The sequence below is a fragment of the Cryobacterium breve genome (assembly GCF_004402375.1).
In the GTDB taxonomy this organism is placed as follows: Bacteria; Actinomycetota; Actinomycetes; order Actinomycetales; family Microbacteriaceae; genus Cryobacterium; species Cryobacterium breve.
On the sequence record NZ_SOGJ01000023.1, the window covers coordinates 464,787 to 477,337 of the forward strand.

The window sequence follows — 12,551 nt, forward strand, 5'->3', positions numbered from 1 at the left end:
AGATTAACCGGACAACGGACGTTTGCCGGTGATTGCTGTGCCAATTCGAAGGTGTGTCGCCCCTTCGGCGATCGCCTCCGCGTAGTCCTGGGACATGCCCATGGACAGGGAGGTTGCCTCGGGCGCGAGGCGCCGCGTCCGCTCGCCCAATTCTCGAACCCGGGCGAAGGCGCGCCTGGGCGGGGTCCCGATCGGAGCCACGGCCATCAGCCCGAGCAGCCGGAGTCCAGTCGTGCCGAGCACCCGCTCGACCAGGGTGTCCAACTCCTCGGGGACCACACCACCGCGACCCAGGTCATCCGTCAGGTTGACCTGGATGAAGCAGTCGACGACCGAGGCGTCCGAGGCGAGCGCATCGACGAGAGAGGCCCGATCGACGGAGTGGATGACGGTGGAGTATGCCCGCACCTGCCGAGCTTTCTTGCCCTGAACCTGACCCACGAAATGCCAGGTGAGGTCGAGGCCTGCCATCGACTCTGCCTTGCCCTGGGCCTCCTGGTGCCGGCTTTCCCCGACGTCTTGTACTCCGAGAGCGGCGAGTTCCTCGATCAGGGCGACCGGATGGAACTTGGTGACCACAATCGTGGTGAGCTCCGAAGCGTCCCGCCCGGCGGACGCTGCCGCGGCTGCGATCCCGGAGCGGACTGCATTCAGTCGCTCCGGGAGTCCGCCACCGGCAGGCTGGGCCTGGGGCAGGACGACATCACTCATCTCGGCGTAACGGGTTACTTGAGGAAGTCCGGGATGTCCAGGTCGTCCGGGTCTTCTTCGAAGGCCGGGTCGGCAACGGCCGCTCCGGGCTCGACGCCGGACCAGACCGACGAGGCAGCCGCATCCGTGTACGGAGCAGGGTCGACAGCGCCGGTCGCCGCAGCACCCGTGGCGCCCACTCCCGCGGCAACGCCCGCGGCGACCAGGTCCGCACGGCGCACCTCGACGGCCTTGGCCCCGGGCTCACCCCCGTCGAAACCGGCGGCGATGACGGTGACGCGCACCTCGTCGCCCAGGGTGTCGTCGATGACGGCACCGAAGATGATGTTGGCCTCGGGGTGCACGGCTTCCTGCACCAGACGCGCGGCGTCGTTGATCTCGAAGATGCCGAGGTTGGAGCCACCCTGGATAGAGAGCAGCACCCCGTGAGCGCCATCGATGGAGGCCTCGAGCAGCGGAGAGGCCACGGCCAGCTCAGCTGCTTTGATGGCACGGTCGGCGCCGCGGGATGATCCGATGCCCATGAGCGCCGAACCGGCACCCTGCATGACCGACTTGACGTCGGCGAAGTCGAGATTGATCAGTCCCGGAGTGGTGATCAGGTCGGTGATGCCCTGCACACCGGCGAGCAGCACCTGGTCGGCGGTGGCGAAGGCCTCGAGCATGCTGATGCCGCGGTCGCTGATCTCCAGCAGGCGGTCGTTCGGCACGACGATGAGGGTGTCGACCTCGTTCTTGAGTGACGCGACGCCGGCTTCGGCCTGCGCCTGGCGGCGCTTGCCCTCGAAACCGAACGGCTTGGTGACGACACCGATGGTGAGCGCGCCGATCGACTTGGCGATGCGTGCGACGACCGGCGCGCCACCGGTGCCCGTTCCGCCACCCTCGCCAGCCGTGACGAAGACCATGTCCGCGCCGGCCAGGGCCTCCTCGATTTCTTCGGCATGATCCTCTGCGGCGCGGCGGCCGACCTCCGGGTCGGCGCCGGCTCCGAGGCCGCGGGTGAGGTCGCGGCCCACGTCGAGTTTGACGTCGGCGTCGCTCATCAGGAGCGCCTGGGCATCCGTGTTGATGGCGATGAACTCGACTCCGCGGAGGCCGAGCTCGATCATACGGTTGACGGCGTTGACACCGCCGCCACCGATTCCAACAACCTTAATGACTGCGAGGTAGTTCTGATTTGTTGTTGACACGTCCGGCCTCCGGTGGAACCCTAAACCTCTACTCGAAGTTTAAAGTTATGCTGAGTATGCAATTCCTGATTAGAAAGTTATGCGCCAGCCGATCCGGCTTGGGGAGGCGCGCCCGCGTGTCGCGAAGATCTGCCAAGTTCTCAGCGAAGAACGGCGCTGTCCGGAGACGACACGTCGTATTCGCCCACGCTGCCGACCGGATTGGTGACGATCAGGGCCGCGAGCACGACCGCCTTGAAGTCGCTCCTCTCCGCACTCCCCCAGACGACGCGTGCCCCTCCCGACAAGGTGAGCGTGACGTCATCCTTGGTGGCGGCAGTGACGGTGTCCAACGAGGAACGGATGTCTGGCGGCAATGCCGCGATCACGGCGGTCGCCGCCCGGAAGCCGGCGCTGCCCACCCCGGCCCGCGCATCGATGGTGGCGTACCCGGCGGGGCGTTCCGCACTGCTCTGGATCACGACTCCGGCCGCGTCGACGAGATCGAACCCTGACTCGGTCATGAGGGCTCCGATGGGTTCCCGCTCCACGATGCGAACGACGAGGGTGTTCGGTGGGCGGCTCTCCGTGACGTAGCTCTGGATCAGTGTGAAAGCGGACAGTTCCTGCTTCACGTCGGCGAAGTCGATGAGCGGGAGTGGAGTGCCCAGCTGGCCCTCGAGGGCGGACTGGATCTGCTCCGCCGGAACCCGGTTCGCTCCGACGACCTCGATGGTGCGAAGCGCCATCAGCGGCGAGAACGTACCGAGCAGAACGAAGGCGATCAAGGCGGCCACGACTCCCAGGGAGCCCAACCAGGCGTTCCTGCGCCGGCGGGAGCGCCAGGTGAACCGGCGCACTTCCTCCCGTTCGTAGAGTCTGCGGGCGCGGCGCGCTGCACGAAGCTTGCGCTTCGCCCCTGCCGAAGTCAGGGGCATGGGGGGCGGCGCGGTCGTGGTCGTGGTCGTGGACGGCGCCCGCAACGGCGACACCGGAGCGATCGGCCCGGCGGGTTCGGGAAGGGTGATCGGCTCTGTGAAGGTCTGATCGATCGAGGTCGTGGCACCTGATTTCGCGGCGCGTGACTTCGGCGCTCCCGTCCTCGGCAGGCCCGTCCTCCGCAAGCCCGTCTTGAGCGCTCCCGGCTTCGGAGTTATCGTCTCGGGGGTGGTAACCGCGGCCGGGCCCGGCGCCTGAGCGTCGTAGCCCTGAGGCCGCTTCATGCGCGGCTGCGGGTCATCCGCGCGCCTGCGTGAGTGAGGCGAGGAGCTGGGGCACGATCCGATACACGTCTCCGCAGCCGAGCGTGACGACGAAGTCGCCGTCGCGAGCGATCTCCGCCACGTAGTCCGCGGCTTCCTGCCAGTCCGGCACATAGACGACCTTGGAGGCATCCGTGAACTTGTCGGACACGAGGGCTCCAGTGACGCCGGGCTCCGGGTCTTCCCGAGCGCCATAGACGCCAAGCACGATGGTCTGGTCAGCCGTGGTCTCGAGCGTGTGGGCGAACTCCTGAGCGAACAGGCGCGTGCGGCTGTACAGGTGCGGCTGGTGCACGGCAATGATCCGCCCGGCGCCGACCACCGTGCGGGCGGCGGACAGCGCCGCCGCGACCTCGGTCGGGTGGTGCGCGTAGTCGTCGTAGACGCTGACCCCGCCGACGGTGCCGTGAAGTTCGAATCGGCGCTCGGTGCCGCCGAATTCCGCGATGGCGGCCAGGGACGCCTCCGGGTCGAATCCGAGTCCGACCAGCACCGCGAAGGCACCGGCGGCGTTCACAGCGTTGTGGCGCCCGGGGATGCGAAGGGTGGCGGAGTAGTCGTGCCCGGCCCAGGCCACGCCGAAGCGAACCGGCCCGTCGGTGACGACCGAGTGCACGCGCACGTCCGCCGCGGCATCCTCGCCGAAGGTGATGACCCTCTGGCCGGCGAGCCGCTTCGTGACTTTGACCGCGCCGGCGTCGTCGGAGGAGATCACCACGAATTCTGTGGAGTTCTGCGCGAACTCGACGAAGGCCGCCTCGAACGCCTCAAGCGATCCGTAGTGGTCCAGGTGGTCAGGGTCGACGTTGGTGACCAGGGCGACCGCCGTGTTGTAGAGCAGGAACGAGCCGTCGGATTCATCGGCTTCCACCACGAAGAGGTCGTCGGTGCCGGCGGCCGCCGACACGCCGAGCGACTCGATCACGCCGCCGTTGACGAAGCTGGGATGCGTGCCGAGACCGAGCAGGCCCGTCACGATCATGCCCGTAGAGGTGGTCTTGCCGTGGGCGCCCGCGACGGCGACGAGGCGGTGCTTCTCGATCAGCCAGGCCAGGGCCTGGGACCGGTGCAGGACAGGCAGTCCGCGCTCGTTCGCGAGGACGAACTCCGGATTGTCCTGCCAGAGTGCGCCCGTGACGACCAGGCTGTCCGCGTCTCCCACGTTCTCGGCGGCGTGGCCGATGACGACGTGTGCACCCAACTTCCGCAGGGCCAGCACATTGTCGGATTCGCGCAGGTCCGACCCGGTCACGGTGTGGCCGGCAGCGAGGAAGAGCCGCGCGATCCCGCTCATCCCCGAACCGCCGATGCCCACGAAGTGCACCGTGCCGAGGTCACGGGGAATGGTGAGGTTCAGGTCGGGCTTGATCACGGTTACTGGCTCTTCTCAGTTGGAGACAAATGCTGGTGTGCGCACGCGAGTGCTGAAACTACGTTAGCCGTTGGGGCTGGGGCAGGGCAGCCGCAATAAAGTCGGCCATCCTCGCCGAGCCGTCCAACCGACCGGCGGATTCCGCGGCGACGCCCATCCGCCCCACGCGATCCCGGTCGGTGAGCACCGGAATCAGCTCTGCCTGAACCCAGTCGGGCAGGAAGTCCGCGTCGGCGACGAGGATCCCTCCCCCTGCACCGACGACGTCCGCGGCGTTGAAGCGCTGCTCGCCGTTGCCCACGGGATACGGCACGTACACGGCGGGGATGCCGAGGGCACTCAGCTCGGAGACCGTGCCGGCTCCGGCGCGCGACACCGCGAAATCAGCAATTGACAGCGCCAGGTCCATCCGGTCGCAGTAGGAGACCAGACGGTAGTGGGCCAGGGCGGGATCCTCCACGGGTGACCGATCTCCCGTGATGTGCAGCACCTGCCATCCAGCGTCAATCAGGTTGCCGGCGGACTCGGCGATGGTGTTGTTCACTCGACGCGCGCCGAGCGAGCCGCCGGTGACCAGCAGGGTGGGCCGTTCGGCGTCCAATCCGAAGAAGGCCAGTGCCTCCGGTCGCGCCTCGGCCCGGTCCAGCGCGGCAATCTCAGGCCGGAGCGGCATGCCAACGACGTGCGGGTGGCGAATCCGGGTGCCGGAGAAGGCCACACCGACGTGGCCGGTAAGCCAGGCGCCGAGCCGGTTGGCCAGGCCCGCCCTGGCGTTCGCCTCATGGATGACGATCGGCACGCCGGCCCGCCACGCCGCCAGGTAGGCCGGTGTCGACACATAGCCGCCGAAGCCGACGACGACGTCCACGTTCCGTTCACGGATGAGGGTGACCAGATCGCCCACGGCTCGATTGAACCGAGGCAGGAAGGTCACCGCCTGACGGTTTGGTCGGCGGGGGAACGGCAACCGCGGCGTGAAGACGAGTTCGTAGCCGCGGGCCGGAACCAGCCGGGCCTCCAGACCTTCGCGGGTGCCGAGCACGATCACCGTGGCATCCGGTTGCCGCCCCACGATGGTGTCGGCAACCGCCAGGAGCGGGTTGACGTGGCCGGCGGTACCGCCGCCGGCGAACAGATAGGTGGTCATTGGTCGTCTCCAGATGACGCGGCACGCAGCGAGGTGTTCGATCTGTCGGTATTCGATCGGGCGGTGTTCGATCGGTCGCCCCGGGTGAACGACAGCACGATCCCGATCGCGCCGAGCGTCGTGAGCAGGGCAGTGCCTCCGGCGGATACGAGCGGCAGCGGAACTCCCAGAACCGGGAACACCCCGAGGACCACGCCGATGTTGACGAAAGCCTGACCGATCAGCCAGACCAGAACGGCGGCCGTCGAGACGCGGGCCTGCATGCTGGTGGTTGTGCGCATGATGCGCAGGAATGCAAAAGCCAGCAGGATGAACATGAACAGAACGACGACGGCGCCGATCAGCCCGAGCTCCTCGCCGATGATCGCGAAGATGTAGTCGTTGTCGGCAGCGGGCAGCCAGGACCACTTCGCCTTGGAATTGCCGAGCCCCACCCCGAAGACGCCCCCGCTGGCGAGTGCCCACGTGCCATGCAGGGGCTGCCAGCAGGCCGCGGAGATGGGACCGTCGAGTTCCTCGCACCCCGCCCCCATGAAGCTGAGGATGCGCGTCATCCGGTTCGAACTGGTCACCGCCATGAGCAGCGCGAGCACGGCCCCCACGGCGAGGGGAAAGGCCAGCATGCGCAGTCGGACGCCGGCGAAGAACAGCGCGCCGAAGAGGATTCCGGCCATGATCATGACCGTTCCGAGGTCACCGCCGATGAGCACGAGCATCACCGCGCCGCCGCCGACGCCGAAGACCGGAATGTACACGTGTCGCCAGTCGTCGAGCTTGTTCTGCTTCTGCGACAGGATCACGCCCAGCCAGACAACGAGGGCCAGCTTGATCGCCTCGGAGGGCTGGAACTGGACGCCCGCGATCGACAGCCAGTTGGTGTTGCCGGCGATCTCGTAGCCCAGTGGTGTGAACACGACCAGGCACTGCATCAGGCACGCGACGATGAGCATGGGCCAGGCCACGCGCTGCCAGAACTTCAGTGGCAGGTGGCTGATCATAAGCATCACGGGAACGCCGATCAGGGCGAACCCGCCCTGCCGCAGCACGGTGCCGAAGAAGCCCGTGTTCTCCAGGTAGGAATCGACGGACGACGACGACAACACCATGATCAGGCCGAAGACGACGAGGAACAGGGTGGTGCCCAGCAGCAGGAAATAACTCGTGGACTCAACCTTGAACACGCGTCCGAAGTGGATGCGCGTGGAGGTCCCGGCACCTGCGCCCGGCGCAACGGGAGCGGGTGCCGCTGCGGCGACCGGGCGTGGAGAACCCAAACGGGGCGCGGCCGACCTCGGCGCGACCTGCCTAGGCGCCGGAAGCCTGGGCGGAGTCTTCATCCGCCTCACCTCCCAGGTGCTCATGCACGGCTTCGGCAAACAGCCGGCCCCGTTCTGCGTAGTCACTGAACTGATCCATGGATGCCGCAGCCGGGGCGAGAAGCACCACGTCACCGGTTTCGGCCAGGTCGGCCGCACGGCGCACGGCCCCCGGCATCACCTGACCAGTGTCGTCGGACTCGATCTCGAACACGGTCAGCTCGGGCGCGTGTCGCCGGAATGCGTCCCGCAACACGGAGCGGTCAAGGCCGATGATGACGGCACCTCTCAGGTGGCCGACGTGCCGGGCAACCAGGGCGTCGACGTCGACACCCTTGAGCAGACCGCCGACCAGCCAGACGACGGAGTCGAACGCCGTGAGCGAGGCGTCCGCAGCATGCGGGTTCGTGGCCTTCGAATCGTCGATCCAGCGGATGCCGGCCGACTCTGCCACGATTTCGATCCGGTGCGCGTCAAGGCGGAAAGATTCGAGCGCGTCGTGGATCACGGCCGAGGAGACACCGAAGGATCGAGCCAGGGCACTGGCGGCAAGAATGTTTGCCAGGAGGTGCGGAGCGGCGAGTCCGCGCTCGCGGAGCTCCTGCACGGTCGTAATCTCGATCGCAGTGTCGAATCGATCCTCGTGGAAGGCTCGGTCGCACAGAATGCCTTCCACCAGGCCGAAGTCACTCGGACCAGGCACGCCGAGTCCGAAGCCGATCGCCCGAGCGCCCTCCGACACGTCGGCGTCCTCGACCATCCGCATGGTCGCGGCATCAGCCTTGTTGTACACGCAGGCCACCCGGGTATTGGCGTAGACGGTGGATTTCGCGTCGCGGTAGGCCTGGGCGGAACCGTGCCAGTCGAGGTGGTCGTCGGCGATGTTGAGGCAGACGCTGGAGAGCGGCACGAGGGCACCGGGCCCCGTGCGGGGCAAGTGGTGCAGCTGGTAGCTGGAGAGCTCGACCACGAGCACATCCCACCCCTGCGGGTCGCGCACAGCATCCAGGACGGGCACACCGATGTTGCCGCAGGGTGCGACGCGCAGGCCGGCGGCGGCGAGCATGGTGGCCGTCAGTTGCACTGTCGTGGTCTTGCCGTTGGTGCCCGTGACGAGGATCCATTCGGCGGGCGGGCCGACCTTGTCGCGCAGGCGCCAGGCCAGCTCGATGTCACCCCACACCGGAATCCCGGTCTCGGCGGCCCAGAGGAGCAGGGCGTGGTCGGGGTGGTATCCCGGCGAGACGATCAGGAGTTCGGGCCGGTGTGTGATCAGCTCCTCCGGCACGATGCCCGGAGCAGCCTGCACCAGGCCAGCCCCGACCACCTCGAGCAGGCGCATGGTGTCCGGGGATGCGTTGCCAGCCACGACAAGCACGTCGGCGCTCAGCTCGGTGAGGGTGTCGGCGGCCGCGAAGCCCGTGACGCCCAAGCCGAGCACGGCCACGCGCAAACCGGACCAGTCGGCGTGCCAGCTGGTCAGACCGTCCAGGCGCGCGGAGTGAGGTGCGCTCACTAGCTGGCCAGCCACTCGAGGTAGAAGGTGCCGACGCCGGCCGCCACAAGCAGGCCGCCGATGATCCAGAAGCGCACCACAACCGTGACCTCCGCCCAACCCTTCAGCTCGAAGTGATGGTGGATCGGGCTCATCAGGAAGATGCGCTTGCCGCGTGTCACCTTGAAGTAGGCACGCTGAACGATGACGGATCCGGCCTCGATCACGAACAGGCCGCCGATCAGCACGAGCAGCAGTTCAGTTCGGCTGAGGATGGCCAGCGCGGCGAGGGCGCCGCCGATAGCCAACGAACCGGTGTCCCCGAGGAAGATCTTGGCCGGGGAGGTGTTCCACCACAGGAAGCCGATCAGACCGCCGACGATAGCCGCGGAGACGATGGCCAGGTCGAGCGGGTCCCGCACGTCGTAGGACCGGTACAGGTCGGCCACGTCGGCGCCGCCGTAGCGGGCCTGGTTGGACTGCCAGAAGCCGATCACGATGAAGGCGCCGATCGAGAGGATCGACGATCCGGTGGCGAGTCCGTCGAGTCCGTCAGTGACGTTGACGCCGTTTGACGTGGCCGCCACGATCAGGCAGATCCAGATCACGAAGAGGGAGATGCCGATGACCGTGCCGAGCTTCATGAAGTCCAACGGCAGGTCTCGCAGGAGGGAGATCTGGGTCGAGGCCGGCGTGACGCCGTGAATGTTCGGGAACTGGATCGAGAGCAGCGCGAAGGAGCCCGCGACGATGACCTGGCCGGTGACCTTCGCCCAGCCGCCGAGTCCGAGGCTGCGTTGGTTGCGGGTCTTCAGGAAGTCGTCGATGAAGCCGACCAGACCGAGTCCGACCATCATGTACAGCACGAGAAGCGGCGAAATCGGAATGTGCGTGCCGGTGATCCACATGGCCGAGAAGTAGCTGACCACGGTTCCGATGATGAGGATGATGCCACCCATGGTGGCGGTCCCGCGCTTGGCGTGGTGGCTCTGCGGCCCGTCGTCGCGGATGAATTGTCCCCATCCCAGCTTGTGGAACAGCCGGATGAACAGCGGCGTCAGCGTCAGGGTGAAGACGAGGGAGAAGGCACCCGCCATCAGGAGTGCTCTCACGAGAACCACTCTCCCAGGCGGTCGCCCAGAAATCGCAGGCCCGCGGAATTGGATGATTTCACGAGTACAGTGTCCCCCGGTTGCACGGTGTCACGGAGCATTTCAAAGGCCTCGTCCGCGGATTCGACGAACGCCGACTCCCCGTCCCAGGACCCCTCATTGATCGTGCTGATGTGCATGCGCCGGGCGGCTCGCCCGACCACGACGAGCTGGGAGATGTTCAGGCGCACCGCGAGCAGCCCGACGCGATCATGCTCCTCGCCGGCCAGCTCGCCCAATTCGCTCATCTCGCCGAGCACGGCGATGGTGCGCCGCCCTGGAACGGCGATCTGGGCGAGGGTCTTCAACGCCGCAGTCATGGAGTCGGGGCTGGCGTTGTAGGCGTCGTTGATGACGGTCACCCCATCGCGGCCGCCCAACACCTGCATTCGCCAGCGTTCGGCGGTGTGCACCGACTCAAGGGCCGAGACGATGTCGTCGATGGCGACGCCGAGTACCTCGGCGGCCGCGGCGGCGGCCAGGGCGTTCATCACATGGTGCTCGCCGAGCACTCGGAAGGCGACCTGGCGGCTCTCGCCCGAGGTCAGCCGAAGGGTGAACGTGGTGCCCGTCGCCGAAGCGTGCACCTCGGTGGCGCGAACGCCCGAGTCACCGTACTGGCCGAACCAGACGATCCGGGCGGCGGTGCTGGCTGCCATCCCGGCGACGCGCGGGTCGTCGGCGTTCAGGATGGCGACATCCGTCGCGAGCAGTTCGGAGACCATCTCGGTCTTCGCGATGACGGTGGCCTCGATGCCGCCGAACTCGCCGGCGTGCGCGAGGCCGACCTTCAGCACGATGCCGACGTCGGGGCGTGCCATGCGGATCAGCCGGGCGATTTCGCCCACGCCGCTGGCACCCATTTCAGCCACCAGGAACCGGGTGTCCTGGGTCAGCTCGAGCATGGTCAGCGGTGCGCCGACCTCATTGTTGAAGGATGCGCGGGCGGCGACGGTCGGTCCCACCCGTTCGAGCACCGCTCGGATCAGGTTCTTCGTGGTGGTCTTGCCGTTGGACCCGGTGACGGCGACGATCTTGAGGTTTCCGGCCGCTCGAACGTGAGCCACGACGAACGTGGCCAGGTCACCGAGGGCGGTGACGGTATCCGGCACCACAATCTGGGCCACGGGGAGGTCGAGGTGGCGTTCGACAAGCAGCAGCGTTGCGCCGCGTTCGACGGCGGCCGGGGCGAACAGATGGCCGTCGGTCACCTCGCCCGGCTTGGCGACGAAAGTCGAGCCGGGCACGGTGTCCCTCGAGTCGGTGTGCACCATGCCGTCGGTGACCGCGTCGTTCGTCAGATCGCTGCCCTCAAGATGCAGGGTGCCGTTGACGGCCAGGGCGATCTGCTCGAGCGTGAGGGCGATCATCTACAGCCACCCCGCTTCGCGCAGCGCCTGGCGAGAGTCGTCCCTGGCGGAGTAGGGGATCTTCACGCCGGCAACCTCGTGGTAATTTTCATGGCCTGGTCCCGCGTACAAGATCGCGTCGCCTTCTTTCGCTAGGGAGAGCGCCGTTCGAAACGCCGTTCGGGGGTCCGGGACCTCGTGGAACTCACCGCCGGGTACGGCCTCCCTTGCTGCGGCGAGCAGGGTTGCACGGATGGCGGCGGGGTCTTCGAACCGGGGATGGAAGTCGGTGACGACGACGATATCCGCTCCGCGGGCGGCGATGGCGCCCATGTCGGCGCGCTTCGTGGTGTCGCGGTCGCCGTCGGCGCCGAAGACCATGATCAGGCGGCCGGGGGTGAACTTGCGGATGGCGGCAAGGGTGTTCAGGAATGCGTCCGGGCTGTGGCCGTAGTCGATGTAGACCAGCGGGCCCGTGTCGCCGGAGATGCGCTCTGCGCGGCCGGGGATATACACGTCGATGCCGCCGTCGCGGTCGAGGGAATGGGCGATCGCCTCCAAGTCGTAACCGGATTCAACGAGGAGCAGGATGGCCAGGGCCGCGTTGGCGGCCATGAACCAGCCCACCAGGGGCACTCGGGTCTGCAGTCGGCGGCCCTCTGGCCCCTCGAGTAGGAACTCGGTGTACAGGGCGCTCTCGGACACGATGGACATGTGCCAATCGGCTTCGACATCGGGATTGCTGCTCAACGTGGTCACCGGGATGCGGCACTCGTCGACGATTCGGCGGCCCCAGTCGGAGTCGACCGTGATGACACCGCGCTTGGAGCGATCCGGCTGGAACAGCTCAAGCTTGGCCTGGAAGTACTTGTCCAGGCTCACGTAGTCGTCGAGGTGGTCGTGGCTCAGGTTCGTGAACCCGGCGACGTCGAAGACGAGGCCGTCGACCCGGTGGCGGCTCAAGGCCTGGGCCGAGACCTCGATGGCGACGGCTCGAACCTCCGCCTCGCGCATGCGGGCGAGCAGGGCGTGCAGCTCGGTCGCCTCCGGGGTCGTCAGAGAGCTCACCACGGCGAGGTCGCCGATGCGTCGCTCGGCCGTCGAGGTGAGGCCGGAGACGACTCCGAGCTGGTTCAGCAGGGCGAAGAGCAGGTAGACCACGCTGGTCTTGCCGTTGGTGCCGGTGATGCCGAAGAGCGTGGCCGGGTTCGCGTCGGTGCGGTAGATCCACGCGGCGACGGCTCCGAGAGCGGCGCGTGCATCCGGGGTCACCAGAATCGGCAGACCGGAGTCAGCCGCCAGGATCGCGCCCTCCTCGTCGGTCAAAATAGCGACTGCGCCGGATTCACGGGCGCCGCCGGCGTAGGACGCGCCATGACTGGCCCGTCCGGGAACGCCGACATAGAGGTCTCCGGGTTGAACGGTTCGGGAGCTCAGGCTCACGCCGGTGACCTCGAGGCCATCGACGTCGCCATGCACATACAGTTCGAATTCATCGACCAGTCCCGACAACGATCTGGGGACCGGATGTTGAGGACGGAGAGCCGAAGGTGCCAATTCGGTCACGGGGCTCGCT

General features: G+C 67.3%; 10 protein-coding genes. All 10 read right to left on the reverse strand.

All coding sequences use genetic code 11. The features are described from left to right. Nucleotides 1–3: 3 nt before the first annotated feature. Nucleotides 4–711, reverse strand: a complete 708-nt coding sequence (locus E3O65_RS12215) for a YggS family pyridoxal phosphate-dependent enzyme (protein ID WP_134363972.1) — start codon at nucleotides 709–711, stop codon at nucleotides 4–6. Nucleotides 712–725: 14 nt separating this feature from the next. Then, nucleotides 726–1,904, reverse strand: a complete 1,179-nt coding sequence (gene ftsZ / locus E3O65_RS12220; RefSeq protein ID WP_134363973.1) for a cell division protein FtsZ — start codon at nucleotides 1,902–1,904, stop codon at nucleotides 726–728. A gap of 140 nt (nucleotides 1,905–2,044) precedes the next feature. Beyond that, the gene (locus E3O65_RS12225; RefSeq protein WP_241985574.1) at nucleotides 2,045–3,106 is read right to left on the reverse strand and encodes a cell division protein FtsQ/DivIB; all 1,062 of its coding nucleotides are present in this window, start codon (nucleotides 3,104–3,106) and stop codon (nucleotides 2,045–2,047) included. A gap of 13 nt (nucleotides 3,107–3,119) precedes the next feature. After that, a complete protein-coding gene (gene murC / locus E3O65_RS12230) occupies nucleotides 3,120–4,517 on the reverse strand; it encodes a UDP-N-acetylmuramate--L-alanine ligase (protein ID WP_134363974.1) in 1,398 nt (465 codons plus the stop codon). 58 nt (nucleotides 4,518–4,575) lie between these two features. Next, nucleotides 4,576–5,664 (reverse strand): UDP-N-acetylglucosamine--N-acetylmuramyl-(pentapeptide) pyrophosphoryl-undecaprenol N-acetylglucosamine transferase, encoded by a 1,089-nt coding sequence (locus tag E3O65_RS12235; RefSeq protein ID WP_134363975.1) that lies wholly within the window; start codon nucleotides 5,662–5,664, stop codon nucleotides 4,576–4,578. Then, nucleotides 5,661–7,001, reverse strand: a complete 1,341-nt coding sequence (gene ftsW / locus E3O65_RS12240) for a putative lipid II flippase FtsW (RefSeq protein ID WP_134363976.1) — start codon at nucleotides 6,999–7,001, stop codon at nucleotides 5,661–5,663. Before ftsW ends, E3O65_RS12235 begins: the two co-directional genes overlap by 4 nt. After that, the gene (gene murD / locus E3O65_RS12245; protein ID WP_174722305.1) at nucleotides 6,970–8,496 is read right to left on the reverse strand and encodes a UDP-N-acetylmuramoyl-L-alanine--D-glutamate ligase; all 1,527 of its coding nucleotides are present in this window, start codon (nucleotides 8,494–8,496) and stop codon (nucleotides 6,970–6,972) included. The genes ftsW and murD overlap by 32 nt, the downstream gene beginning before the upstream one ends. Next, complete coding sequence (mraY, locus tag E3O65_RS12250) at nucleotides 8,496–9,587, reverse strand: phospho-N-acetylmuramoyl-pentapeptide-transferase (protein WP_134363978.1); 1,092 nt, start codon at nucleotides 9,585–9,587, stop codon at nucleotides 8,496–8,498. Before mraY ends, murD begins: the two co-directional genes overlap by 1 nt. Continuing rightward, on the reverse strand, nucleotides 9,584–10,996 hold the full coding sequence (locus tag E3O65_RS12255; protein WP_134363979.1) for a UDP-N-acetylmuramoyl-tripeptide--D-alanyl-D-alanine ligase: 1,413 nt from the start codon (nucleotides 10,994–10,996) through the stop codon (nucleotides 9,584–9,586). The genes mraY and E3O65_RS12255 overlap by 4 nt, the downstream gene beginning before the upstream one ends. Continuing rightward, nucleotides 10,997–12,541, reverse strand: a complete 1,545-nt coding sequence (locus E3O65_RS12260; RefSeq protein ID WP_134363980.1) for a Mur ligase family protein — start codon at nucleotides 12,539–12,541, stop codon at nucleotides 10,997–10,999. Between the last annotated feature and the right edge of the window lie 10 nt (nucleotides 12,542–12,551).